The sequence below is a fragment of the Micrococcus sp. SL257 genome (genome assembly GCF_026625585.1).
GTDB lineage: Bacteria > Actinomycetota > Actinomycetes > Actinomycetales > Micrococcaceae > Micrococcus > Micrococcus luteus.
In genome coordinates this window covers 2,336,316-2,361,361 of record NZ_CP113053.1, presented here as the reverse complement: position 1 = coordinate 2,361,361, position 25,046 = coordinate 2,336,316, and the positions used below count along the sequence as shown (strand labels likewise).

Genomic DNA, 25,046 nt, shown 5'->3' with positions numbered 1-25,046 from the left:
TCCTAGGACGGCGTGGGCGCCCGGTGCCGCACCGGACGCCCGACGTCGTCAGACCGCCAGGTCGCCGTGCACGCGGCCCGGTCGCGCGGTGCCCTCGGACAGCGAGTAGGTGAGCCCGACGACGGCGGTGCGCCCGGACTCGACGGCCGCGCGGACGGACTGCGAGGTCTCCAGGAGGTGGTCGCAGGTCTGGTCCACGTGCTCGGCCACGAACTCGTCGACCTCCTCCAGCCCGCGGCGACGCCCGGCCAGCACGGACGGGATGATGCGCTCCACGAGGGGGCGCACGAAGCCGCGCGGCATGGTGCCGGAGATGTAGGACTCGACCGTCGCCGTGACGGCGCCGCACGAGTTGTGGCCCAGGACGATGACGAGCGGGATCTCCAGCACGTCCACGCCGTACTCGATGGAGCCCAGCACGGCGTCGTCGATCACGTGGCCGGCCGTGCGCACCACGAACACGTCGCCGAGGCCGAGGTCGAAGATGATCTCGGCCGCCAGGCGCGAGTCGGCGCAGCCGAAGATCACGGCGACCGGGGCCTGACCGGCGGTCAGGTCGCTGCGCCGCTCGGCGTTCTGGTTCGGGTGGCTCGGCTCGCCCGCCACGAAGCGGCGGTTGCCCTCGACGAGGACCTCCCACGCCTCGGCGGGGGTCAGGTCGGAGGTGGGGACGACGACGTCGGGGGCCGGCGTCGTCTCGGGGCGGGTGTGGGGGGTCATCGGGTCTCCTTCGCGACGCCGTGCGCCAGGTCTTCGAGGACGGCGCGGTCGCCGGTGGTGGTCAGCACCACGGTGCTGCCGTCCACCTCCGCCACGAGCCGTCGCTCCGGTTTCTTCGGATCGGCGTGGAGGTCCCACGCGATCCCGTCGATCTCGATCGTCTCCGACGTCGGGACGTGGTCCACCCGCAGGCTCACCCAGGTGGGGTCGACGTCCTCGGCCTGCTGCAGGCCCGCGAATACCGTGTCCGTCACCACCCAGCCGACGTCCCACGTGGAGACGCCGTCCAGCTTCTGCAGGCGGGCGTAGTTGGCGTACCAGGACTCCGGCACCTCGGGCGCCAGGGCCGGCAGGTCGCCGTCGTCGTGGGGGACCGTGGCGGCCTCGGCGGCGACGTCGACGCGGTCCTCACGGGGCCGCTGCGGCGGCTCCGGGTTGAGCAGGAGGACCACGGCCACGATCGCCAGCAGAGCCGCCAGGGAGAGCACCATGGCCATCCACGGCTGCCGGGCCCGCTGCGCCTGCGTGGCGGTCAGGACGGGACGGGGGGCGGGGGCGTGGGGGTCGGCGGAGCTCACGGTCAGCATTGTGCCACCCACGGGAGGCCGCCCCCGTAGGATGAGGACCGGGGCAGAGCCGCCCTCACGCCCCGTCTCGTGCGGACGGAGCGCCGCGAGCAAGGATCGGAGCAGCGATGACCAGCGCGTCCTCGGAGAAGACCGGCTACGAGAATCACGTCCCGGACCGCAACCTGGCCATGGAGTTGGTGCGGGTGACCGAGGCGGCGGCCATCGCCGCGAGTCCCTGGGTGGGCTACGGGGACAAGAACAAGGCGGACGGCGCCGCGGTGGACGCGATGCGCGCGTTCATGGACACCGTGGCCATGGACGGCACCGTGGTGATCGGCGAGGGCGAGAAGGACGAGGCCCCCATGCTGTTCAACGGCGAGCAGGTCGGCGACGGCTCCGGCGCCGCCGTGGACGTGGCCGTGGACCCGATCGACGGCACCCGCCTGACCGCCATGGGCTACAACAACGCGCTCTCCGTCTTCGCGGTGGCCGAGCGCGGCACCATGTTCGACCCGTCGGCCGTGTTCTACATGGACAAGCTCGTGGTGGGCCCCGAGGCCGCCGACTTCGTGGACATGCGCCTGCCGGTGAAGCAGAACGTGAACCTCGTGGCCAAGGCCCTGGACAAGCCCGTCTCCCAGGTGACCGTGTGCGTGCTGGACCGCCCCCGCCACGAGGGCCTGGTCAAGGAGATCCGCCAGGCCGGCGCCCGGGTGAAGTTCATCCTGGACGGCGACGTCGCCGGCGCCATCGCCGCCGCCCGCCCGGGCACCGGCGTGGACATGATGATGGGCATCGGCGGCACCCCCGAGGGCATCGTCACCGCGTGCGCGATCAAGGCCACCGGCGGCATCATCCAGGGTCGCCTGGCCCCCACCGACGACGCCGAGAAGCAGAAGGCCCTCGACGCCGGCCTCGACCTCGACGCCGTGCTGACCACGAACGAGCTGGTCACCTCCGACCACTGCTACTTCGCGGCCACCGGCATCACCGACGGCGACCTGCTGCGCGGTGTGCGCTTCGCCGACGGCCGCGTGCACACGCAGTCCATCGTGATGCGCTCGTCATCCGGCACGGTCCGCACCGTGGACGCCGACCACGACGTGAAGAAGTGGTCGAAGTGGCTGGAGGACCGCGACGCCCGCTGAGCCTGCGGGCCGGCCTGCCGGGCTCAGCCCCGCGGCAGGCCGGCCACGTGCACCGTCGCCGGGGCGCCGGCCGCGGCGCGGACGGCCAGCGGGCCGGACGCCGTCTCCGCGGCGGGCAGGAACACGGCCTCGCCCGGGCCCAGCTCGATCTCCTGGCCTGCCAGGGCCAGGCTCGCCGTGCCGCGGGTGACCACCGCGATCCCGGGCCCGTGCACGTCGAGCCCATGGACGGCGTCGTCCTCGAGCGTGGCCTGGAGCAGCTCGAACTCCTCGAACGGCGGGCGGAAGGCCACCACGGAGTCGGCCACGCGCTCGGGCTCGGTGGAGGGCACCGGCAGCGCCTCGAAGGTGACCACGCGGCGCAGCTCGGGCACGTCCACGTGCTTCGGGGTGAGCCCGCCGCGCAGCACGTTGTCCGAGGCCGCCATGACCTCCACGCCCAGCCCGTGCAGGTACGCGTGCACGTTGCCGGCGGGCAGATGGATGGCCTGACCCGGGGCCAGGTCCACGCGGTTGAGCAGGATGGCCACCACCACGCCGGGGTCGTCCGGGTGGTGCTGGGCGGCCTCGAGGGCCGTGGCCAGCGAGGGGTCGCGCTCGGCCAGGTCCGGCGCAGCCCGCAGCACGTCCACGACCTGCGCCACGGCGCCGGGGGCGCCCCACACGGAGTCGGGGTCGAGGATCGAGGTGAACGCGTCCTCGAGGTCCCCGGCGGCGAGGGCCTGGCTGATCCGGGCGGCGGCGACGGCGACGGCGGACGTGTCCCCGTCCGCCCGCTCCGTGAGGGCGCGGGCCAGGGCTTCGAAGCTGTCCGAGGAGACCTCGGGGGAGCGGAAGCCGCACATCGCCGCGAAGGGGGTCAGCGCGAGCAGCATCTCCGGCTTGTGGTTCGCGTCCTTGTAGTTGCGCTGCGGGGCGTCGACCGGCACGCCGGCCGCCTCCTCCGCGGCGAAGCCCGCGCGGGCCTGCTCCAGGGTGGGGTGCGCCTGGATGGACAGCGGGGCGCCCGCGGCGAGCAGCTTCATGAGGAAGGGCAGACGGCCCTCCGGCGCGGCGGGCCCGAGGCAGCGCTCCGGGTCCGCGGCCACCACCTCGTCCAGGCCGACACGGGCGCCGTCCGCCACGACGGCGACGCACGGGGCGCCCGGATGGTCGCCCAGCCACAGCTCGGCCTCGGGGCGGCCGGTGGGCTCGCGTCCCTGCAGGTCGGCGAGGAGCGTGGGGGAGCCCCAGGCGTAGTCACGGATCACGGGCTTCAGGACGTGCATGCGCCCCAGCCTAGGTCAGCCCGTCGGCCCGCGCGCCGCGCCTCACGGGGCGGGGACGCACAGCCCGTTCGTCGAGGACGCGTGGTTCAGCACGTCCTCCTGGCCCAGGTCCTCGGCCGTCATCAGGTCCTCAGCGGTGAAGGGCTCGCCGTCGGTGCGGGTCGGCGGGGCCGGCCACGTGGCCGGGTCGTCCTCGTCGACGTCGGGGGTCTGGGTCTCCTGCGCGACGACGGCCAGCACGGTGAGCAGCGGCGTCGCCGAGACCCCGGTCGGCTCCGATCCGGCGGTCACGGACTCGTCGGCCAGCATCTCGTCCACGCGGCGGTGGACGAGGTCGTAGTCGGGGTAGGTGGTGAAGTGGGTGCCCGTGTCGCCGAAGTCGGGCGGGCCGATGGTCAGCCGCCGCATTTTCTGGCCGCGCGAGCGCTCGGCGAGGTCCGCGAACGTGCCGAGCTGGGACTGCGGCAGGTCGGTGGTCACGATCTGCTGGCCCGCCGCGAGGATCCCCTCGAAGCGGGTGAGCACGGTGGCGGGGCTGAACTGCTCCAGCATCGCCGCCTGCATGCACTGCTGCCGGCGGATGCGGGCGTAGTCGGTGGACCAGTGCCGGGAGCGGGCGAAGGCGAGCGCGTCGTCGCCGTTGAAGTGGTGGGTGCCCGGCTCCCACCAGATGTTGCCCCAGGCGCCGTCGGGCCGGACGCCGCGGTGCACCACGTAGCCGCCGCTGACGACGTCCACCCCGCCCATGGCGTCGATCAGCTGGGCGAAGCCGCCCATGTCCATGAGGGCGTAGCCGGAGACGTCCAGGCCGAGGATGCCGCCGGCGGCGTCCTTCATGGCCTCGGCGCCGGGGTGTTCGGCGTCCGGGTAGAGGTCTGCGTGATGCTCCTCCACGTCCGTGTAGAGGGCGTTGAGGATGCACTCGTCGCCGCAGTCGAAGCCGTTGGGGTACACGTCCCACAGCGGGGAGCCCTCGACGAACGGCGCGTTCTGGAGATTGCGGGGCAGGGAGAACATCACGATGGCGCCGGTGCGGGCGTCCACGGAGACCACGTGCATGGAGTCCGGGCGCAGCCCCTGGCGGCCCTCGCCGGCGTCCGCGCCCAGGACCAGGATGTTGTAGCGGCCCTCGGCCTCCGGGACGGCCGGCCCCTCCTGGAAGACCTCGCCGAGCGCCCCGCGGCTCGTGTTCGCCGCCCAGCCGCCGTAGAGCAGGGCGCCGCTGGTGAGCACGAGCGCGAGCGCGGTGACCGCCGCCGTGATCTTCCGCGCGCCGGGGGCGAGCAGGTGCGGCCGGATCAGCCGGAACGTGTCCACCCACAGCACTGCCCAGCCCACCGCCAGCGCCGCCAGGACCACCGCCAGCCCGAGCAGCACGCCGTCCCGGGCCATGAGCGAGATCAGGCTCGCGCGGGAGACCAGCCACCACAGCAGCCCGAGGATCAGCACGGCCCACACGGTGACGGTGACCCGCAGCGCCACGCGGCCGAGCCGGCGGCTGCCGGCGACGAGCTGGGCGCCGCCGGGGACCAGCAGGGTCAGGGCGGTGAGGATCAGCGCCCGGCGGGTGCGCTCGGTGGGGGAGGCGACGCGTGGATCTCGGAGCGGGTCGGGCTGCGCGTGACCGGCGGGCACGGATCCGGTGGCGGACGACATCAGCGGTCGGCGGCCATCCGCTCGCGCAGGCGGGCCCCCTTGGCCCGGGCCTGGGCGTTGAGCTCGTCGGCGTGCTCGGCGAGGGCGGCGCGCAGGCGGTCGCCCTCCGCGGTGTCGGCCGAGGCGAGGATGCGGGCGGCCAGCAGGCCGGCGTTGCGGGCGCCGTCGATGGAGACGGTGGCCACCGGCACACCGGCGGGCATCTGGACGATCGAGAGCAGGGAGTCCATCCCGTCCAGGCTCTTGAGCTTCACGGGCACACCGATCACGGGCAGGGGGGTGACGGCGGCGAGCATCCCGGGCAGGTGGGCCGCGCCGCCCGCGCCGGCCACGATCACGCGGATGCCGCGCTCGTGCGCGCGGGCGCCGAACTCCACCATCTCGTGGGGCATGCGGTGCGCGGAGACCACGCCGACCTCGACGGGCACGTCGAGCTCGCGCAGGGCCTCGGCGGCCGCGCTCATCACGGGCCAGTCGGAGTCGGAGCCCATCACGACGGAGACGACCGGGGCGTCGTCCTGCAGGGGCTGGGCGGGGGTCTGGGGCGTGGCGGTCATGGGCGGGCCTCCGTCTCGGTGCCGGTGGTGGGGGCGTCGTCGCGCAGGAGTGCGGCGGCGGACTCGGCGGTCCGCACGGCCTCCTCGAGGCTGAGGCCGTGGTCCGCGACGACGTTGACGTGACCGACCTTGCGGCCCGGGCGCACGTCCTTGCCGTAGAGGTGGACCTTGGCCTGCGGGTGGGCGGCGAGGGCCGCGACGCTGCCGGCGTGCAGGTCCTCGCGGGCGCCGCCGAGGACGTTCTTCATCACGACGCCGGCCCCGCGGGGGGCCGTCTCGCCCAGCGGCAGGTCGAGCACGGCGCGGACGTGCTGCTCGAACTGGCCGGTGACGGCGCCGTCCATGGACCAGTGTCCGGAGTTGTGGGGGCGCATGGCCAGCTCGTTCACCTGGAAGCCCGGGCCGACCCCCGGCGTCTCGAACAGCTCGACCGCGAGCATGCCGGTGACGTCCAGCTCCTCGGCGAGGCGGACGGCCGCGGCGGTCGCGGCCGCGGCGACGGCCGGGTCGAGGTCCTGGGCCGGGGCGACCACGAGGTCGCACACGCCGGCCACCTGGACCGAGTCGACGACGGGGTAGACGGCCACCTCACCGGAGGGGGTGCGCGCCACCTGCGCGGAGAGCTCACGGGAGAAGGGGACGAGGGCCTCGGCCAGCAGCGGGGTGATGCCGGCGCCGAGCCACGCGGCCAGGGTGCCGTCCGCGGCGGAGGCGCGGGCGTCGTCGGCGTCGTCGAGCTTGAGCACGCCCTTGCCGTCGTAGCCGCCGCGGGCGGTCTTGAGGATCATGGGCCAGCCGTGCTCGTCGCCGAAGGCGAGGACGGCCTCGAGGTCGTCGACCGGCGCCCACGCCGGGTTCGGCAGGCCCAGCCGCTCGACGGCGGCGCGCATGACCAGCTTGTCCTGGGCGTGCTGCAGCGCCTCGGGGTCGGGGCGCACGGCGACGCCGGCCTCCTGCAGGGCCCGCAGGTGCTCGGTGGGCACGTGCTCGTGGTCGAAGGTGACCACGTCCACCGTGGCCGCGAACGCGCGCAGGTCCGCCAGGTCCGTGTGGTCGCCGACCACGTGGGGGGCGACCTGGGCCGCTGACGCGTCCGGGGCCTCCGCGAGCACGCGGAAGGGCACGCCGAGCTCCGCGGCGGCGCCCGCCATCATGCGGGCCAGCTGCCCGCCACCGATCACACCGAGTCGAGGGGAAGTCACCCGGACAGGGTAGTCGGACCGGCTGAGAACTCCGTCACGGAGGGGTGGCCGATGCCGGATCCGGGGAGGTCGCGCGCCGGGGGCGCGGCTACAGTGTTCCCCAGCCCTGCGCGGGTCCGCCCCGCGTGCACACCCCCCGTCCCGAACCGAGGAGTCCACGCCCATGCTGTCCGATCTCTGGGGCCGCCTGACCGGGATGGCCTCCCTGCTGTGGCGGGAGGTGGCCAAGTTCGGCACCGTCGGTGCGGCCGCGTTCGTGGTGGACTCGCTCGTCTTCTGGTGGATGATGACCGGCCCGCTCGAGGGGTCCAACGTCAAGGCCAAGATCGTGGGCGGCGTCGTCGCCACCCTGTTCAGCTGGGTCGCCAACCGCTACTGGACGTTCCGGGACAAGCGCTCCTCGAACAAGACGCGCGAGCTCGTGATGTTCCTGATCATGAACGCGATCGGGCTGGGCATCCAGGCCGGCTGCGTGGCGATCGCGCAGTACCTAATGGGCGTGACCGACCCGACCGGCCTGTTCATCGCCGGCAACGTGATCGGCCTGTTCTTCGGCACCGTGTTCCGCTACTTCGCCTACCGGTTCTGGGTGTTCAAGGAGAAGCTGGACGTGGAGCCCGGCTTCGCCAACGACCTCGCGATCATCACCGGCCAGATGCCCGTGCTGCGCGAGGACCAGCTGCCTCCGCACGGCCGGCACCGCGCCCCCGACGCCGGGGTCTGAGCGTCCCCGCCTGACCCCGCCGCCCCGTCAGGGGCGCACGGTCACCGCCCGGCCCGCGTCCCACGCCTCCAGCGCGGCCCGCACTCCCGCCCACGTCAGGCGGGGGCGCGGGCCGTCGTCGTCCGGGGCGACGTCGGCCCCGGCCGGGATCGACGCGGGCCGCACGTGGTCCACGGGGCCGGGCAGGGCGTCCGGCTGGGCGCGGATCTCGGCGGCCACGTCCACGACGGCCGGGTCGACGGCTGGGCCGTCGAACTCGGGCTCGAGGCCGCGCGGCAGGGCGACGGCGAACACGGCCACGGACGGGTCCGGCCACGCCTCGGGCCGGTCCGTGAGGACGGCGGCGGGGGAGTCGCCCTCGAGGGCGGGCTCGGCCTCGGCGCAGAGCACGCCGAGGGCGAGGGCGTGGGAGAGCCAGTGGACGGGCAGGTCCAGGGCGACGGCGTCGCCCGCGCCGATGCCCTCGGCGCCGAGCAGGCCCGCGAACTTGGCGGCCCAGTTCACGGTCACGCGGCCCGAGAGCTCGATGCGCTGGTCCACCGCGCCGGGCTCGTCCGGGGCCCCCGGCTCCTGGACGAGCGCGGGCCGCGGGGAGGAGGCGAGGCGGAGCACGAGGGGGCCGGTGGACCGGGGTGCGGAGAGGGAGACCATGGGCCCAGTGTGGCACCCGTTCGGTTTGACTCGGCATGAATCACACCGCTGTAATGAACCCGGGCCAATGGTCCCGCCAGGAGGGGCCCGCCGGCTTGCCCGGCACCCGCGCGGACCGCATGGTCACCCGGCCCACACCGCCACGTCGATCCCGGGAAGAGGCGTCACACATGGAGCAGACCCAGCGAGTCGAGGACACGCACCGGGCCGATCCCGCGCAGGCGCCGGCGCCTCGTCCGCGGAGCGTCCCCAGCGACTGGTTCCTCGACCCCGCCGACCCGCAGGCCGACGTCTCCGGCGTGAGCCTCGAGGATCAGGCGACCGCCTTCCTCACCGCCCACGACCTCGACGGCGAGACCGGCACCCCGGCCGCCACCGTCACCGCCCTCTTCCCCGGTGACGCGCGTCCGGTCGAGGCCGTGCCCGTCTCCGCCGACTGGGCCGCCATCCCGGGCGTGACCACCGAGCCCGTCGAGGGCGAGCTGGCCTGGCAGGCGGACGCCCTGTGCGCGCAGACGGACCCCGAGGCGTTCTTCCCGGAGAAGGGCGGCTCCACGCGGGACGCCAAGCGCGTGTGCGAGGCCTGCACCGTCAAGGACGCCTGCCTGGAGTACGCCATGGCGAACGACGAGCGCTTCGGCATCTGGGGCGGGCTCTCCGAGCGCGAGCGTCGCCGCCTGCGCCGCGCCCGCGCCTGACGCGCGGCGGCCGTCCGTCGGGCGCGGTGCCCGGTGCGGACCGCCCGGTCCGGGCTCAGCCGCGGCCCCAGCTGGGGTCGAGCACCTGCGGGTCCACGCCCAGCGCGTCGGCGCAACGGCTCAGCGCCACCCCGTAGACGGCCCCCTCGAGGTCGGCGGGGTCGGCCGCGTCCCGCAGCGGCCGCTCGAACAGGGTGATCAGCACCCCGTCCCGGCCCTGCCGCTCGGCCCGCGCGAACAGCGCCTCCTCATCCCGTTCCCGGCCGGCGTGCAGCTCGCGCAGTCGCTCGTCGAGCCGGTCCGGGATGCGCTCCACCCGCGCGGTCACGTGGCGCAGCCCGGGCGCGTCCAGGGAGCCCAGCCGGTCCACCGCCTTCTCGACGGCGGTCAGCAGCGCCTCGCCCCGGCCCCGCTCCGAGCGCGCACCGAACGGGCGCGGATGCCGCAGCCCTCGGCCACGGCGGTCCCGGCCGCCGCGCCCCGCGGGGGAGGAGACGCCGGCCTCGGCCGGGCCGCCCTCGACACCCGGCTCGGCCCCCGCGGCGTCGCCCGCCCGGAACGGCAGGGGGTCGAGGGGATCGGAGGAGGCGGACGCGGTCATGCGCGCCATGGTAGGCCACCGCCCCGGGCCGTCCGCCGAGTAGGGTGGCGGGCGTGGGACCCATGCGACGCTGCAGCAAGACCGGATGCCAGAGCCCTGCCCTGGCCACGCTGACGTACAACTACGCGGACTCGCAGGTGGTCATCGGGCCCCTGTCGCGCCGGGCGGAGCCGCACACGTACGACCTCTGCGGCGAGCACGCTCGGCGCACCACGGCCCCGCGCGGCTGGGAGGTGCTGCGGCTGGAGCTGCCCGAGCACTACGAGGCCGTCGACGCGGACGGCGGCGTGCGCACGGTCCCCACCCGGCCCATGGCCGTCCCGCCGGCCCGCCCCGGGCTGCGCGTGGTGCGTGACGGGGACTGACGCGGCGCGTCTCGTGCCGTCCGGGGCCTCGCTAGGCTGGAGGGCATGACTGAGACCTCCGCAGAGTTCCGCACCCCCGACGTCGACCCGGCCTTCGCCAACCGCACCACCGTGCCCGGTGCCTCGTTCGACTTCACGGTCCGGGACCTGTCCCTGGCCGAGGCGGGCCGCCACCAGATCCGCCTGGCCGAGCACGAGATGCCGGGGCTGATGTCCCTGCGCGAGGAGTACGGGGAGGCCCAGCCGCTCAAGGGCGCCCGCATCGCCGGCTCCCTGCACATGACCGTGCAGACCGCCGTGCTCATCGAGACCCTCATCGCCCTCGGCGCCGAGGTCCGGTGGGCCTCCTGCAACATCTTCTCCACGCAGGACGAGGCCGCCGCCGCCGTCGTCGTGGGCTCGGGCACCCCCGAGGACCCGCAGGGCGTGCCGGTGTTCGCCTGGAAGAACGAGTCCCTCGAGGACTACTGGTGGACCGCCTCGCAGATCCTCACCTGGCCGGGCGCGGACGAGGATCCGGAGCGCGGCCCCAACATGATCCTGGACGACGGCGGCGACGCCACCCTGCTGGTGCACAAGGGCGTCGAGTTCGAGGCCGCGGGCGCCGTGCCCAGCGCCACCGAGGACGACCCCGAGGAGTACCGGATCATCCTCGAGACGCTGCGCCGCTCGCTGGCCCGCGACCCGCAGCACTGGACCCGCACCGCCGGCACCCTGCGCGGCGTCTCCGAGGAGACCACCACGGGCGTGCTGCGCCTCTACCAGCTGGCGCAGGAGGGCCGCCTGCTCTTCCCGGCGATCAACGTGAACGACGCCGTGACCAAGTCCAAGTTCGACAACAAGTACGGCATCCGCCACTCCCTGCCGGACGGCATCATGCGCGCCACGGACGTGCTGATCGGCGGCAAGGTCGCCGTGGTCTGCGGCTACGGCGACGTCGGCAAGGGCGCCGCCGAGGCCCTGCGCGGCCAGGGTGCCCGCGTGATCGTCACGGAGATCGACCCGATCTGCGCGCTGCAGGCCGCGATGGACGGCTACCAGGTGGCCCGCCTCGAGGACGTGGTGGGCGAGGGCGACATCTTCGTCACCACCACCGGCGGCAAGGACATCATCATGGCCGAGCACATGGCCGCCATGAAGGACAAGGCCATCGTGGGCAACGTCGGCCACTTCGACAACGAGATCGACATGGCCGGCCTGGCCCGCATCCCCGGCGTCGTGAAGACCGAGATCAAGCCGCAGGTCCACGAGTGGACCCTGGACGGCGGCACGGAGGCCGAGCGCAGCATCATCGTGCTCTCCGAGGGTCGCCTGCTGAACCTCGGCAACGCCACCGGCCACCCCTCGTTCGTGATGAGCGCGTCCTTCACCAACCAGGTGATGGCCCAGATCGAGCTCTTCGGCGGCTCCACGGGCACCGGCGCCCTGACCGGCGAGCACTACGAGAAGCGCGTCTACACGCTGCCCAAGGTGCTGGACGAGAAGGTCGCCCGCCTGCACCTGGACGCCCTCGGCGTCGGGCTGACCGAGCTGACCAAGGCCCAGGCCGAGTACCTCGGCGTGGACGTGGCCGGCCCCTACAAGGCCGACCACTACCGCTACTGATCCCCGGCGCCCGCGGGCGGACGGACCCACTCGAGAGAGGCACGAGCATGGCTTCCCATCAGGCCGGCCGCGGGCGCGACGAGCGCGCCGGGGCGGAGGACTTCGAATCCGGGCTGGACTACGGCGCGTTCGTCCAGGACGACGCCGCCGACGATCCGAACCGCACCCAGGCGCTGCCCGCCATGGGCCGGGACGACGACGGCGGCGCCCAGCACACCTCGGCGCTCAGCCCCGAGGACCTCGCCGCGCTGCGCGGCGGGGACGCGGCGGCCGCGGACCGACGCGACGCCGGACGCCCGGCCGCGGACGCCGACCGCGACATCGTCGCCTCCCGGGCCGTGCCCGAGGGCGACCGGCGGCCGCTGCCCGGCGCCGACGAGCTCGGCCCGCTGAGCGCCGCCGTCGGGGCCCGCACGGCGGGGTCGAGCACGGCCGCCCCGGTCGACCGCTACCCCGAGGACGGCACCGCCGCCCCCGTGGCGCAGGCGGCGGCCCTGCAGGGCCCCACGCCGGAGGAGCGCGCGCGCCTGCCCAAGGCGGGCCCGCGCCTGGCGCAGGTGCTGCTGGCGGTCCTCGCCCCGCTCGCCCTGCTGCTGGCCGCCGTCCGCCTCGTGGCGAGCCCGGTGTTCCTGTGGCTGGAGTACCACCGGCCCGGGTTCCCCGCGGACCGGTTCGGCTTCACCCTCGCCGACCGCATGCACTACGGCTCCGCCGGGCTGGACTACGTGACGAACCTGGCCGGGCCTCGGTATCTCAGCAGCCTCACGCACCAGGGCGCGCCGCTGTTCACCGAGGTCGAGGTCGACCACATGACGGACGTGAAGACCGTGCTGTGGATCGCCACCGCGGCGCTCGTGGTGCTCGTGGTGGTGTGCGCCCTGCTCATCGCGTCCCTGCTGCGCACCAGCCCCGGCGGGGTGCGCCGCGGCCTGTTCGCCGGCGCCGTGTGGCTGCCGCTCGCGGTGATCGCGCTGGCGGTCCTGGCGGTGCTGGGCTGGGAGACGTTCTTCGCCGGGTTCCACTCGCTGTTCTTCGCGGACGGCACGTGGACGTTCTCCGTGCGGGACGCTCTCATCCGCCTCTACCCCCAGCAGTTCTGGGTGGACGCGGCCGTGGTGGTCGGGCTCGTGACCCTGCTGGCGTCCCTCGTGACGCTCGTGCTCACGTGGCCCACGCGCCGCCGTCGTGAGCTGAGCGCGGACCACCGCGAGCAGCTGCTGCGCACCCGCCTGCGGTGGGCCCGGGAGGACGACGCCGTGGTGCGCTGACCGCCGCCGGACGGCACCGGGAACGGGCCGGGAGGACGCGGCGTCCTCCCGGCCCGTCGTCGTCCGGGGGCGCGGGGTCAGCGGCGGTAGAGGGCCTCGACGTCCTCGGCGTGGTCCTCGATCACCTGGGCCCGCTTGAGCTTCTGGGACTGGGTGACGTGCCCGGAGTCCTCGGTGAACGGGTGGTCCAGGATCCGGAATCGGCGGATGGACTCGGCACGGGAGACGCCCGCGTTGACCTGGTCCACCGCCTCCTGGATCGAGGCCAGCACGGTGGGGTCCGTCGCGGCCTCGGCCGGAGTGAGGCTGAGCTCGCGGTCCAGGGCCCACTGGGTGAAGGCCTCGGTGTCCAGGGTGATGAGGGCGCCCACGAACGGGCGGTTCTCGCCGACCACCACGACGTGCTCGATGAGCCGGTGCTGGCGCAGCGCCTCCTCCATGGGCGTGGGGTACACGTTCTTGCCGCCGGCGGTGATGATCACGTCCTTCTTGCGGCCGGTGATCCGCAGGAAGCCGTGCTCGTCCAGCGCACCGATGTCCCCGGTGCGGAAGAAGTCGTCCTCCATCGCCTCCGCCGACGCCTTCGGCATGCCGTGGTAGCCGTCGAACACCACGGGGCCGCGGATGAGGATCTCGCCGTCCTCGGCGATCTTCACCGTCACCCCGGCCACGGGCAGGCCCACGGTGCCCACGCGGTGCGCGCCGGGGATGTTCACGGTGGCCGGCGCGGTGGTCTCCGTGAGGCCGTAGCCCTCCACGATCGGAATGCCGGCGCCGCGGAAGAAGTGCACCAGCTCCGGGGAGAGGGCGGACGCGCCGGACACGCACGAGATCACCTCGCCGCCGAGGGCCTCCCGGATCTTGCGGTAGACCAGCCGGTCGAACAGCGCGCGCCGGGCGCGCAGCAGGGCCGAAGGCCCGGGGCCGTCCCCGAACTCGGCCTCGTCCACGGCCGTGGACCACTCGATGGCGGTGCGCTTGGCGGCCGCGTAGATCGGCCCGGTGCCGCCCTTCTGGGCCTTGGCCTCGATACCGGCCTCGACCTTCTCGAACACGCGCGGCACGGCCAGCAGCCACGTGGGGTGGAAGGAGGCGAGGTCGCCGAGCAGCGTGGCCGGGGAACCGGAGTGGGCCACCTGGATGCGGGCGTACAGGCAGATGACCTGGACGGCGTGGGCGAGCACGTGGGCCAACGGGAGGAAGAGCAGGGTGCGCGACGTCGTCGTCTCCGGGGACCACTGGACCACCTCGCGCGCGAAGTGCAGCACGTTGATGGCCGCGCCCACGAAGTTGCCGTGCGTGATCACGGCGCCCTTCGGCCGTCCGGTGGTGCCGGAGGTGTAGACGATCGAGGCGGGGCTGGCGAGGGTCGCCAGGGAGCGGGCGTGCTCGACCGCGTCGTCCGACACGAACTCGCCGGCCTCGGCCAGCTCCGCCAGCCCCGCGTCCGTCAGCAGGAACGTCGCCACGTCCACGCCCGCGTGCCCGGCCGCCTCGGCGACGCGCTCGCCGAGCTCCTCGCTGCCGACGGCGACCACCCGCAGCCCCGAGTCCGTGACGATGTGCTCCACCTGGTGGGCCGAGGAGGTCTCGTAGATCGGCACGGAGACGGCGCCGGCGAACCACACGGCCTGGTCGAGGACGGCCCACGCGTAGGAGGTGGGGGAGAACAGGCCCACCCGGTCCCCGGGCTGGACGCCGCGGGCGATGAGGCCGGCCGCCACGGCGCGCACCTGGGTCAGGAACGCGGTGAAGTGGACGTCCACCCAGCCGCCCGCGCCGTTGCGCAGGGCGTACACGGGGGCGTCCGGCCGGTCGGCACAGGAGGCGACGATCAGGTCCGTGATGTTGGAGTCCGCCGGCGGCATGCCGACGAGCTCGGTGGCGGACTCATGGACGGGGCTCTGGTTCTGCACGGTCCGAGGGTATCCACTTCCGGGCGTGCGGCGCGCGGTCGGGCACACCCGCGCCCGGGGACGCAGCCGTCAGATCCAGCTGCTGAACCACATCCGCCAGCGCCACTGGTCGTACGAGATGACGTCGCCGATCCAGACGGGCAGGAAGAACAGGGACACGGCGACGGCGATCGTCACGTACGCCAGCACCAGGGCCGAGCCCCAGCGGGGCCCGGGCCGGCGACCCGGCCGCAGCAGCAGCGAGAGCGCCAGGGCGATCATCATCACGAGGAAGGGCTCGTAGGCGATCGTGTAGAAGAAGAACATGGTCCGCTCGGGCCACAGGAACCACACCAGCTGCCCGGCCGCGTAGGCGCCGAGCAGGGCGCCGGCCCGCCAGTCCCGGTGGCGCACCAGCAGCCACACGCACACGAGGACGGCGGCCAGGCCCGTCCACCACACGAACGGGTTGGCGATGTCCGTGATGGCCGACGAGCACGCGCCCGCGGCGTCCGCCGGGCAGATCCCCTCGCCGGGCTCTGCACCCTCGTAGTAGTAGCTCACGGGCCGGCCCATGAACGGCCAGGTCCACGGGTTGGTGGCGTAGTCGTGGGGGCTGGTGAGGCCCTGGTGGAAGGTCGTGGACTCCACGTGGTAGTGCCACAGGGAGCGCAGCGGACCGGGGACCAGCCCGGCGAGCAGGCCCTCCGGCGGGTTGTCCCGGTGCCAGTCCCGGTAGTAGCCGCCCTCCGTGACGAACCAGCCGGTCCACGAGGCCAGGTAGGCGACCAGGCCGCCGCCCACCACGGCCACGAACGCGTACAGGCCGTCCTTCTCGACGCCGGCCCACGCCCAGTGCCGCACCCCGGCGGTCCGGCGCGCGGACATGTCCCACAGGACCGTGAGCAGGCCGAAGGCCGCCATGAACGCCAGCCCGGAGAGCTTCACGGCGCAGCCGGCGCCCAGCAGCACGCCTGCGAGCAGTCGCCACGGGCGCCAGCCGAGCCACGGCCCGCTGGCCAGGGCGTCGCGTCCCCGCCGGGCGACGTCGTAGGCCAGCCGCTCCGCGAGCAGCCGCCGCCCGTGGACGCGGTCCGCCAGCAGGGCGGCGAAGGCCGCGAGCACGAAGAACGAGAGGAAGATGTCCAGCAGCCCGATGCGGGACATCACCAGGTGGTGGCCCTCCACGGCCAGCAGCAGCCCGGCGACCGCGCCCAGGGACACCGAGCGCAGCAGGTGCTGCGTGGCGAGGGCGACCAGCAGGACGGACAGCGTGCCGGCCACCGCGGCACTGAATCGCCAGCCCACCCCGTTGTCCGGGCCGAACGCGAGCATGCCCAGGCCGATCAGCCACTTGCCCAGCGGCGGGTGCACCACGTAGGCGGCCCCCTCGAGCGGCTCCGCCTCGCCGCGGGCGAACGCGTCGTTGACGTCTTCGTCCCACCGCCGCTCGTAGCCGGACTCCAGGAGGGAGTAGGCGTCCTTGGGGTAGTAGGTCTCGTCGAAGATCAGCTGGTCCGGGTGGGCCAGGTTCGTGAACCGCAGGACGCCGGCGATCGCCGTGACCAGCAGCGGCAGGATCCAGTGCCACCGCGTCAGGGGTGCCGCACTCACCCCGAGGCGGGCGCGCAGGGCGGCGGCGCCGAAGGGGCCGTCGTCGACCGTGACGGCGGCGGGGCGGGAGGCGAGGGCGGTGGCGGGCACGGGCTCCATGCTAGGGGGACGCAAGGACTCTCTAGGCTGGGGGCATGACCGTGGAATCCGTGGACGTCAGCGTCATCATTCCGATGCACAACGGGGGCGAGCTCATCCATGAGCAGCTCGACGCGCTGGCCGCCCAGCGCACCGACCTCATTTGGGAGGTGATCGTGGGGGGCAACCGCTCCACGGACGGCAGCCCGGACGCGGTACGCGCGCGTGCGGACTCGTTCCCCGTCCCACTGGCGGTCGTCGATGCGTTTCGGGTGCAGGGTGCCAGCCACGCCCGGAACGCAGCCGCGGCCGCCGCCCGAGGCGAGGTACTGGCGATGTGCGACGCCGATGACCGGGTCGCTCCCGACTGGGTCGAGCAGGCGTTCCGCGGAGTGCGCGAGATCGCACCGATAGTGACCGGTCCGGTCAGGATCCTCGACCCACGCGGCAAGGACTCGGGGCGGCTGCTCAACCCGGGCATCCTCCACGGGCGGGGGATCCTGAGTGGCAATGTGGCCGTCCGGCGCGAATTGTTCGAAGCCGTCGGTGGGTTCGATGAGTCCCTCCCGCCGTATGGGGTCGAGGACTCTGACCTGTCTGCGCGATTCCTCGCGGCGGGCCACACGATCGCGCCCCACCCAGGGCTGGTCCTCTATTTCCGTGAGACGACCGGGCTGAAGGCGAAGCTTCGCAAGATCCATTCGTCCGGCCAGGCGGAGGCCGTCCTCTGGTCGCGCGGCCATGAGGCCCAGGGCACCCCTCTGGCTGAGTCGCAGTTCGTGGTTGCATTGGCGGCCTTGCCAGCCGACGCCGTCCGCACGGCGCGTGCGCGGGGACTCAGGAGTCTCCCGAAATGGATCCTTCGCGAGGCCGCGGTGCGGGCTGGCCGCTGGCGGGGCTACCGCAGGTGGGTGAAGACCGGGAAGGCGGGCGAACCTCGTCTGCCGTTCCTCGACGGGCGAGGCGGCGCGGCGTGACCGGCCGCATCGTCCTGGCCGCCACCCCCATCGGCAACCTCGGGGACGCGTCCGCGCGCCTGCGTGAGCTGCTGGCGGAGGCGGACGTGATCGCCGCCGAGGACACCCGGACCGCGCGGCGCCTGTGCGCCGGTCTGGGCGTCACCCCGGCGGGCCGGGTGGTGGCCCATCACGAGCACAACGAGGCGGCCTCGACCCAGGGGCTGCTGGACCAGGTGCGGGGCGGTGCCACGGTGGCGGTGGTCTCGGACGCGGGCATGCCCACGGTCTCGGACCCGGGGTACCGGCTCGTGGCGGCCGCGGTGACCGAGGGGCTGCCCGTGACCTGCGCGCCCGGGCCGTCCGCCGTGACCACCGCGCTCGCGCTGTCCGGCCTGCCGACGGACCGCTTCGCCTTCGACGGCTTCGTCCCCCGCAAGGACGGGGAACGACGGCGATGGCTCACCTCCCTGCTGACCGAGGCCCGCACCGTGGTCGCCTTCGAGTCGCCGCAGCGTCTGGCGGACGCGCTGGCCGTCGTCGTGGAGGTCCTCGGTGCGGAGCGGCCGGTGTGCGTGGCCCGCGAGCTCACCAAGCTGCACGAGGAGGTGGTGCGCGGCGCCGCGGCCGAGGTGCATGCCTGGGCTGCGGAGCGGCACGCGGGGGAGGGGATCCGCGGGGAGATCGTGCTGGTGATCGGGCCGCCCGCGCCCGGCGCCGAGGGGGAGTCGTCCGAGGCGGACGCCGTCGCCGAGGTGGCGGTGCTGGTGGAGTCCGGCACCCGGCTCAAGGAGGCCGTGGCCGCGGTGGCCGGAGCCCACGGGATGCGGAGCCGGGAGCTCTACCAGGCGGTGCTCGCGGCCCGGGGCTGACACGTCCCCGGCTACACAGATGCTCATGCGCGGGGGCGCGGCCCCGGGGCCTGGCTAGGATCAGCCGTGGAGCCGCTGCCGACCGCCGCCGGACGGCGTCGGAATACCCGTGGCCGTCCACCCGTTCCCCTGAGGGACGCGGGGCGTGCCGCCTCCGACCACCGACCCCGAAAGAGGTGCATCATGACCGTGACCGCTGAGCGCGAGAAGGCGCTGCTGGAGTCCGTCCCCACCGGCCTGCTGATCGACGGCGAGTGGCGCGATGCCTCCTCCGGCAAGACCTTCGACGTGAAGGACCCGGCCACCGGCAAGGTCATCGCGAGCCTGCAGGACGCGAACTCCGACGACGCCATGGCCGCCTTCGACGCCGCCTGCGCCGCGCAGGCCGACTGGGCCCGGACCCCGGCCAAGGAGCGCGCCGACATCCTGCGCCGCGCCTACGACCTGATCAACGAGCGCGCCGAGGACTTCGCGTTGCTGATGACCCTCGAGATGGGCAAGCCGCTCGCCGAGGCCCGCGGCGAGGTCACGTACGGCAACGGCTTCCTGCGCTGGTTCTCCGAGGAGGCCGGCCGCCACTACGGCCGCACCCTCACCGTGCCCGAGGGCACCCTGCGCATGCAGGTGCACCACCGCCCGGTGGGCCCGTGCCTGCTGATCACCCCGTGGAACTTCCCGCTGGCCATGGCCACCCGCAAGGTGGGCCCCGCCGTCGCCGCCGGCTGCACCATGGTCCTCAAGGCCGCCAAGCTGACCCCGCTGACCACCCAGCTGTTCGCGCAGGTGATGCAGGAGGCCGGCCTGCCCAAGGGCGTGCTCAACGTCGTCGCGGGCTCCTCCGCCTCGTCGATCTCCACCCCGATCCTGCAGGACCGGCGGCTGCGCAAGGTGTCCTTCACCGGTTCCACCCCGGTCGGTGTGCGCCTCATGAAGGACGCGGCGGACAACGTGCTGCGCACCTCGATGGAGCTCGGCGGCAACGCCCCGCTCATCGTCTTCGAGGACGCGGACCTGGACGCCGCCGTCGAGGGTGCCTTCGCCGCGAAGATGCGCAACATGGGCGAGGCCTGCACCGCCGCCAACCGCTTCCTCGTGCACGAGGACGTGGCCGAGGAGTTCACGCAGAAGTTCGTGGCCAAGCTCGAGGCGCTCAAGCCCCTGCGCGGCACCGACCCGGAGTCCACCCTCGGCCCGATCGTGGACGAGGGCGCGCGCGACGACATCGACCAGCTCGTCCAGGACGCCGTGGCGGCCGGCGGCGAGGTGCTCACCGGCGGCTACAAGATCGAGGGCGACGGTTACTTCTACGCGCCGACCGCGATCAAGGTGGAGAAGGGCAACCCGATCCTCCAGCAGGAGATCTTCGGCCCGGTGGCCCCGATCGTGACCTTCTCCTCCGAGGAGGAGGCCATCGAGATGGCCAACGACACCGAGTACGGCCTCGCCTCCTACGTGTTCACGAAGGATCAGGCCCGGATGTACCGCGTGGCCGAGAGCATCGAGTTCGGCCTCATGGGCTACAACGTGGGCGTCATCTCCAACCCGGCCGCGCCGTTCGGCGGCGTGAAGCAGTCGGGCCTGGGCCGCGAGGGTGGCGCCGAGGGCATCGAGGAGTACACCACGGTGCAGTACATCGGCATCGCCGACCCGTGGGCGGCCACGAAGGCCTGACCCTCGCGCCGAGCCGTGTCCTCCGGGGGCGGTATCGGGTGGTATCCGACGTGGATACCACCCGATACCGCCCCCGAGGCGTGTCGGGGGGCCGGGCTCGGCTCCCTAGAGTGGGGTGTATGGCCCACGCATCCGAGACCCCGCTCGCCTACCGCGCCCCCGCCCAGCAGCCGGACGACGACGGCGGCCCGCGCCGGGACGCCCACGAGGAGAAGTCGGGTCGCAAGCGTCGTCTCGAGTACCCGCCCGCACCGGAGCCGCTGCCGGCGCCCGTCGTGGACAACCACACGCACCTCGACTTCCGCGACGGCCTGGTCCGGGTGGACGTCCACCAGGCGATGGACGCGGCGGAGGCCGTGGGCGTGACCGGCGCGGTCCAGGTGGGCTGCGACGTCGCCTCGGCCCGGTTCACGATCGCGGCGATCGAGGCCGAGCCCCGCCTGCTCGGCGCCGTGGCGCTGCACCCCAACGACGCGGCCCGCCTGGCCGAGCGCGGCGAGTTCGAGGAGGCGTTCGCGCAGATCGCGGAGCTCGCCCGCCACCCCCGCGTGCGCGCCGTCGGCGAGACGGGCCTCGACTACTTCCGGACGCAGGACGAGGCCGGCCACGCCGCGCAGCAGGAGTCCTTCCGCCGGCACATCCGACTCGCCCGCGAACTCGGCACGGCCCTGCAGATCCACGACCGGGACGCGCACGACGACGTCGTCCGGATCCTGCTCGAGGAGGCGGCCGACGGCGGGCTGCCCCCGCACGTGGTGTTCCACTGCTTCTCCGGCGGGCCCGATCTGGCCCGCACGTGCGCCGAGCACGGCTGGCACATGTCCTTCGCCGGTCCCGTCACCTTCAAGGCCAACGACGAGCTGCGCGAGGCGCTGCGGATCGCCCCGGCCGAGCTGCTGCTCGTGGAGACGGACGCGCCCTTCCTCACACCGCATCCGCATCGGGGCCGCCCCAACGCGCCCTACCTGATCCCGCTGACGCTGCGGGGCATGGCGGAGACGCGCGGAGACGACGTGGCGGCCCTCGCCCGCGCGGTGAGCGAGAACACCGCCCGGGTGTACGGGGCGTTCTAAGCCGATCCAGACCCGGCCCCTAGGATGGGCGACGTGCTGACCCGACTCCTCAAAGCCCGGCTGCCCGAGGGAACGCAGTACCTGGTGGACCGCCCCATGCGGATCCGCCTCGTGTTCGTGGTCCTCGGGTCCGTCCTCGTGGCCGGCCTCGAGATGGTGGCGCTCGCCTCGATCATCCCGCTGGTCAGCCTGCTGACCTCGGGTGAGCTGGGCTCCCCGGCGCTCGAGGGGCTGCTGGCCCGGTTCGGGGCCGTGACGGTGCCGGAGCAGACGGTGGCCTTCGCCGTCGTGATCGTGGTGGCCTTCCTGCTCAAGGCGATCCTGGTGCTCGCGTTCCGCTGGTGGACCATGGGGTTCACCAACCAGAACCTCATCCGCACGTCCGCCACGCTGCTGCGCTACTACCTCCGGGCCGACTACGGCCTGCACCTGACGCGCACGGTCGGCACCCTGGTCAACAACGTCACCGGCACCTCCAGCATGGCGTACACGGGCGTGGTGAACGCGTCCGTCACGTTCCTCACGGAGGCCGTGACGCTCGTCGCGGTGGCGATCGTGGTGGGCGTCTCCATGCCGCTGACGGGGCTCGGGATGGCCCTGTACTTCCTCGCCGTCGCCTGGGTGATCAAGACCGTGATCCGCCGCCCGGCCTCGCGTCTGGGCTGGACCCTGGTGACCACGGGGGAGCGGGCCAACACCGCGGCGCTGCAGGGCCTGGAGAACTACAAGGACGTGAAGATCCGCGGCAACGACTCGGCCTTCATGGAGGAGTACCGGGCCGCCCGCGCGGAGAGCGCCGAAGCCACGCGGCTCAAGATGATCCTCACGATGATGCCGCGCTACGTGCTCGAGGTCGCCTTCGTGGCCGCCATCGCGGCGCTCGTGGCCGTGGCCTTCATCCAAGGCCGCGGCGGGGAGGCGTTCGGCTCGCTCGCCCTGCTCGCGATGGCCGGCTTCCGTGTGCTGCCGTCCATGGCCGCGCTCATGGCCACCACCAACGAGATCCGCACCTCCTGGCCGGCCTTCGAGCGCACGACGGCGGAGCTCGCCGCCGCGCAGCCGGTCCTGCACGCGGCGGACCGGCCCTACGAGCGCATCACGTTCGAGGAGTCCATCGAGGTGCGGGACGCGTCCTTCACCTACCCCGGCAAGACCGAGCCGGTCCTGCGCGACATCGACCTGCGCATCCCCTTCGGGTCCTCGTACGCCTTCGTGGGCGGCAGCGGTGCCGGCAAGACCACCCTGGTGGACCTGGTCATCGGCTTCCACCACGCCCAGCGCGGTGGGGTCTACGTGGACGGGGTGGAGCTCGAGGCCAACCCGCGCGGCTGGTGGGACAACGTGGCGTTCGTCCCGCAGTCCGTCACCGTGGTCAACGGGACGGTGCTGCACAACGTGCTCCTGGACGTCGAGGCCGCCCAGACAGCGGACCGGGCCGAGGTGGAGCGCGTGCTGCGCGAAGCCCAGCTGGGGCAGTGGCTGGACGAGCTCCCCGACGGCCTGGACACCGTGATCGGCGAAGGGGCCGTGGGCGTCTCCGGCGGCCAGCGCCAGCGCCTGGGCATCGCGCGCGCGCTCTTCCGGCGCCCCCGCCTCCTCGTGCTCGATGAGGCGACGTCGGCCCTCGACAACCTCACGGAACGCCGGGTCACCGAGGTGATCGAGTCGCTGCGCGGCCGGATCACGGTCATCGTGGTCGCCCACCGTCTCTCCACGGTCAAGCGCTGCGATCAGATCGTGCTGATGGACCAGGGGCGGATCATCGGCCAGGGCACGTTCGCCGGGCTGCAGGAGACGAGCCCCGAGTTCCGCGAGCTCGTCCGGCTCGGTGACCTCTCCACCTGAGCGGAGCCCGCGCCGCTGCGCCCCGGTTACCCCGTCCGGCGCCCCGATAGACTCGCGGGCATGGTCCAGCCCTCCCCGCACCCCGCCCCCGCCCCGCTGCTGAGCGCCGCGGACGTGCGGCGCATCGCCGCCGAGCTGGACCTGCGTCCCACCAAGCAGTGGGGCCAGAACTTCGTGATCGACCCGAACACGATCCGGCGCATCGTGCAGGCCGCGGACGTGACCGCGGACGAGCACGTGCTCGAGATCGGCCCCGGGCTCGGCTCGCTCACCCTCGGCCTGCTGGACGCGGCCGCCGCCGTCACCGCCGTCGAGATCGACCCGGTCACCGCCGCCCGCCTGCCGCGCACCGCCGCCGAGTTCCGCCCCGGGGCCGAGGACGCCCTCGCGGTGCTGCACGCGGACGCCATGACGCTGAGCGAGCAGGCACTGGCCGAGGTCCGGCCCGCCGCCGCGGCCGGCGGCCCCACCGCGCTCGTGGCGAACCTGCCCTACAACGTGGCCGTGCCCGTGCTGCTGCACGCGCTCGCGGTCCTGCCGGGGCTGCGGCACGGCCTGGTGATGGTGCAGGAGGAGGTCGCGGACCGTCTCGCGGCCGGGCCCGGCTCCAAGGTCTACGGCGTCCCGTCCGCCAAGGCGGCGTGGTACGCGGACGTGCGCAAGGCGGGCACCATCGGCACCCAGGTGTTCTGGCCGGCTCCGCGCATCCACTCCGGGCTGGTCGCCTTCACCCGGCGCGAGCCGCCGGCGGGCGGCGCGTCCCGCCGGGAGGTCTTCGCCGTGGTGGACGCCGCCTTCGCCCAGCGCCGCAAGACCCTGCGCGCCGCGCTCGCCTCCTGGGCGGGGTCGCCGCAGGCGGCGGAGGACGCCCTGGTGGCCGCCGGCGTGGACCCGCGCGCCCGCGGCGAGGCCCTGGACATCGCGGCCTTCGCGCGGATCGCCGAGCACGGCCCGCGGCGTGCGGCGGAGGAGGTGAGCGCATGACGACGGAGGACCTCGGCCTCGACCCCACGGCCCGGCACGTCACGGTCAGCGCCCCCGGCAAGGTGAACCTGTCCCTGCGGGTGGGGCCGCCCGGCGCGGACGGCTACCACCCCGTGGCCACCGTGTACCTGGCCGTCAGCCTGCGGGAGACCGTCACGGCGATCGCGCGCACGGACGGGAGGATCACCGTCGGCCCGTCGGGCCGCCACATCAGTCTGGTGGACACCGAGGACGTGCCCTGGGACGAGCGCAACCTCGCGCACCGCGCCGCCGCACACCTGAGGCACACCCTCGGACTCGATCCTGACAGCCACGGCGTCCACCTCGAGGTCGCCAAGCAGGTCCCGGTCGCGGGCGGCATGGGCGGCGGCTCCGCCGACGCAGCCGCCGCGCTGCTCGCGTGCAGCGTCCTGTGGGAGACCGGGCACACCCGCGCCGAGCTCGCCGAGCTGGCCGCCCCGCTGGGTGCGGACGTGCCCTTCAGCGTGCTGGGCGGCGCCGCCGTCGGGCTCGGGACCGGGGCCGAGCTGACCCCCGTCGCGGCCCGCACCCCGGTGCACCTCGTCCTCGTCCCGGCGGACGCCGGGCTGTCCACCCCCGTGGTGTTCCAGACCCTGGACGAGCTGCGCCGGGAGGGTCACCTGCCCGACGGGCCGACGCGCCCGGAGGTGAACGAGGCCGTCCTGCGGGCCCTCACCGCGGCGGACCCGCTCGAACTCGCCACCGCCATGGACAACGACCTGCAGACCCCGGCCGTCGTCCTGTTCCCCGAGCTCTCGGACGTCCTCGACCTCGGTATGGACGAAGGCGCGCTGCGCGGCATGGTCTCCGGCTCCGGCCCCACCCTGCTCTTCGTGGCGCAGGACGAGGCCTCCGCGCTGCGGCTGGCCTCGGCCATCGAGGAGCGCACGGGCGTGCGCGCCCTCCCCGTCCACGGCCCCGTGCCCGGCGCCCACGTGCTGTGACACCCGGCGGCGCACCCCGCCGCACCCGACCACCCCTCCTCCGTCCGGAAAGGACCACCTC

The 25,046-nt window shown here is 73.8% G+C and carries 23 protein-coding genes; 13 read left to right on the top strand and 10 right to left on the bottom strand.

What is annotated here, in order from left to right; genetic code table 11:
- Positions 1 to 48 precede the first annotated feature (48 nt).
- Entirely contained in the window at positions 49 to 720 is a 672-nt protein-coding gene (locus OVA32_RS10945; protein WP_069941641.1) for a carbonic anhydrase, read from the bottom strand.
- The gene (locus tag OVA32_RS10940; RefSeq protein ID WP_144825399.1) at positions 717 to 1,307 is read right to left on the bottom strand and encodes a DUF4245 domain-containing protein; all 591 of its coding nucleotides are present in this window, start codon (positions 1,305 to 1,307) and stop codon (positions 717 to 719) included. The genes OVA32_RS10945 and OVA32_RS10940 overlap by 4 nt, the downstream gene beginning before the upstream one ends.
- A gap of 107 nt (positions 1,308 to 1,414) precedes the next feature.
- Between OVA32_RS10940 and glpX the strand changes: the two genes are divergently transcribed.
- Entirely contained in the window at positions 1,415 to 2,437 is a 1,023-nt protein-coding gene (glpX, locus tag OVA32_RS10935; protein WP_144825398.1) for a class II fructose-bisphosphatase, read from the top strand.
- Between the two features lie 23 nt (positions 2,438 to 2,460).
- On the opposite strand, the gene manA is transcribed toward glpX, so the two are convergent.
- The 4 genes from manA to OVA32_RS10915 are packed head-to-tail and all read right to left on the bottom strand — an operon-like array spanning position 2,461 to position 7,120.
- Positions 2,461 to 3,705, bottom strand: coding sequence for a mannose-6-phosphate isomerase, class I (gene manA / locus OVA32_RS10930; protein WP_144825397.1), 1,245 nt, complete (start codon positions 3,703 to 3,705; stop codon positions 2,461 to 2,463).
- 42 nt (positions 3,706 to 3,747) lie between these two features.
- Positions 3,748 to 5,361, bottom strand: coding sequence for an LCP family protein (locus OVA32_RS10925; protein ID WP_078025755.1), 1,614 nt, complete (start codon positions 5,359 to 5,361; stop codon positions 3,748 to 3,750).
- On the bottom strand, positions 5,361 to 5,918 hold the full coding sequence (gene purE, locus OVA32_RS10920; RefSeq protein WP_002854497.1) for a 5-(carboxyamino)imidazole ribonucleotide mutase: 558 nt from the start codon (positions 5,916 to 5,918) through the stop codon (positions 5,361 to 5,363). Before purE ends, OVA32_RS10925 begins: the two co-directional genes overlap by 1 nt.
- Positions 5,915 to 7,120, bottom strand: coding sequence for a 5-(carboxyamino)imidazole ribonucleotide synthase (locus OVA32_RS10915; protein WP_078025754.1), 1,206 nt, complete (start codon positions 7,118 to 7,120; stop codon positions 5,915 to 5,917). Before OVA32_RS10915 ends, purE begins: the two co-directional genes overlap by 4 nt.
- A gap of 163 nt (positions 7,121 to 7,283) precedes the next feature.
- Between OVA32_RS10915 and OVA32_RS10910 the strand changes: the two genes are divergently transcribed.
- Positions 7,284 to 7,844 (top strand): GtrA family protein, encoded by a 561-nt coding sequence (locus OVA32_RS10910; RefSeq protein WP_078025753.1) that lies wholly within the window; start codon positions 7,284 to 7,286, stop codon positions 7,842 to 7,844.
- 27 nt (positions 7,845 to 7,871) lie between these two features.
- On the opposite strand, the gene OVA32_RS10905 is transcribed toward OVA32_RS10910, so the two are convergent.
- A complete protein-coding gene (locus OVA32_RS10905; RefSeq protein WP_020628242.1) occupies positions 7,872 to 8,495 on the bottom strand; it encodes a hypothetical protein in 624 nt (207 codons plus the stop codon).
- Between the two features lie 170 nt (positions 8,496 to 8,665).
- Here OVA32_RS10905 and OVA32_RS10900 point away from each other — a divergent pair, with 170 nt between their 5' ends.
- A complete protein-coding gene (locus OVA32_RS10900) occupies positions 8,666 to 9,193 on the top strand; it encodes a WhiB family transcriptional regulator (protein WP_144825396.1) in 528 nt (175 codons plus the stop codon).
- A 55-nt stretch (positions 9,194 to 9,248) separates the two neighbouring features.
- Here the strand turns inward: OVA32_RS10900 and OVA32_RS10895 are convergent, their stop codons facing one another.
- Positions 9,249 to 9,794 (bottom strand): hypothetical protein, encoded by a 546-nt coding sequence (locus OVA32_RS10895; RefSeq protein WP_227717921.1) that lies wholly within the window; start codon positions 9,792 to 9,794, stop codon positions 9,249 to 9,251.
- A gap of 62 nt (positions 9,795 to 9,856) precedes the next feature.
- On the opposite strand from OVA32_RS10895, the gene OVA32_RS10890 reads away from it, so the two are divergent.
- Genes OVA32_RS10890 through OVA32_RS10880 form a run of 3 tightly spaced genes read left to right on the top strand, consistent with a single transcriptional unit; the run spans position 9,857 to position 13,032 of the window.
- Positions 9,857 to 10,159, top strand: a complete 303-nt coding sequence (locus OVA32_RS10890) for a DUF3499 family protein (RefSeq protein WP_020628239.1) — start codon at positions 9,857 to 9,859, stop codon at positions 10,157 to 10,159.
- Between the two features lie 45 nt (positions 10,160 to 10,204).
- Entirely contained in the window at positions 10,205 to 11,764 is a 1,560-nt protein-coding gene (ahcY, locus tag OVA32_RS10885; protein ID WP_225348319.1) for an adenosylhomocysteinase, read from the top strand.
- A 47-nt stretch (positions 11,765 to 11,811) separates the two neighbouring features.
- Complete coding sequence (locus tag OVA32_RS10880) at positions 11,812 to 13,032, top strand: TIGR01906 family membrane protein (RefSeq protein ID WP_185194659.1); 1,221 nt, start codon at positions 11,812 to 11,814, stop codon at positions 13,030 to 13,032.
- A gap of 77 nt (positions 13,033 to 13,109) precedes the next feature.
- On the opposite strand, the gene OVA32_RS10875 is transcribed toward OVA32_RS10880, so the two are convergent.
- Together OVA32_RS10875 and OVA32_RS10870 are read right to left on the bottom strand one after the other, a co-directional pair.
- Complete coding sequence (locus OVA32_RS10875; protein ID WP_185194660.1) at positions 13,110 to 14,948, bottom strand: AMP-dependent synthetase/ligase; 1,839 nt, start codon at positions 14,946 to 14,948, stop codon at positions 13,110 to 13,112.
- A gap of 69 nt (positions 14,949 to 15,017) precedes the next feature.
- Complete coding sequence (locus OVA32_RS10870; RefSeq protein ID WP_185194661.1) at positions 15,018 to 16,631, bottom strand: dolichyl-phosphate-mannose--protein mannosyltransferase; 1,614 nt, start codon at positions 16,629 to 16,631, stop codon at positions 15,018 to 15,020.
- Positions 16,632 to 16,675: 44 nt separating this feature from the next.
- Between OVA32_RS10870 and OVA32_RS10865 the strand changes: the two genes are divergently transcribed.
- The 7 genes from OVA32_RS10865 (at position 16,676) to OVA32_RS10835 (ending at position 24,985) form a co-directional block, all read left to right on the top strand.
- Positions 16,676 to 17,596 carry a glycosyltransferase family 2 protein gene (locus tag OVA32_RS10865; protein ID WP_267714481.1) on the top strand — a complete coding sequence of 307 codons (921 nt, stop codon included), beginning with the start codon at positions 16,676 to 16,678 and terminating at the stop codon, positions 17,594 to 17,596.
- Entirely contained in the window at positions 17,593 to 18,447 is an 855-nt protein-coding gene (gene rsmI / locus OVA32_RS10860; protein WP_140764764.1) for a 16S rRNA (cytidine(1402)-2'-O)-methyltransferase, read from the top strand. Before OVA32_RS10865 ends, rsmI begins: the two co-directional genes overlap by 4 nt.
- A gap of 183 nt (positions 18,448 to 18,630) precedes the next feature.
- Entirely contained in the window at positions 18,631 to 20,118 is a 1,488-nt protein-coding gene (locus tag OVA32_RS10855; protein WP_185194663.1) for an NAD-dependent succinate-semialdehyde dehydrogenase, read from the top strand.
- Between the two features lie 119 nt (positions 20,119 to 20,237).
- Complete coding sequence (locus tag OVA32_RS10850; RefSeq protein WP_041104581.1) at positions 20,238 to 21,191, top strand: TatD family hydrolase; 954 nt, start codon at positions 20,238 to 20,240, stop codon at positions 21,189 to 21,191.
- A gap of 33 nt (positions 21,192 to 21,224) precedes the next feature.
- Complete coding sequence (locus OVA32_RS10845; RefSeq protein WP_185194664.1) at positions 21,225 to 23,036, top strand: ABC transporter ATP-binding protein; 1,812 nt, start codon at positions 21,225 to 21,227, stop codon at positions 23,034 to 23,036.
- Between the two features lie 60 nt (positions 23,037 to 23,096).
- A complete protein-coding gene (gene rsmA / locus OVA32_RS10840; protein ID WP_144826170.1) occupies positions 23,097 to 24,020 on the top strand; it encodes a 16S rRNA (adenine(1518)-N(6)/adenine(1519)-N(6))-dimethyltransferase RsmA in 924 nt (307 codons plus the stop codon).
- Positions 24,017 to 24,985: a 4-(cytidine 5'-diphospho)-2-C-methyl-D-erythritol kinase gene (locus OVA32_RS10835; RefSeq protein ID WP_185194665.1), complete on the top strand. Its 969-nt coding sequence runs from the start codon at positions 24,017 to 24,019 to the stop codon at positions 24,983 to 24,985. Before rsmA ends, OVA32_RS10835 begins: the two co-directional genes overlap by 4 nt.
- The last annotated feature ends 61 nt before the right edge of the window (positions 24,986 to 25,046 follow it).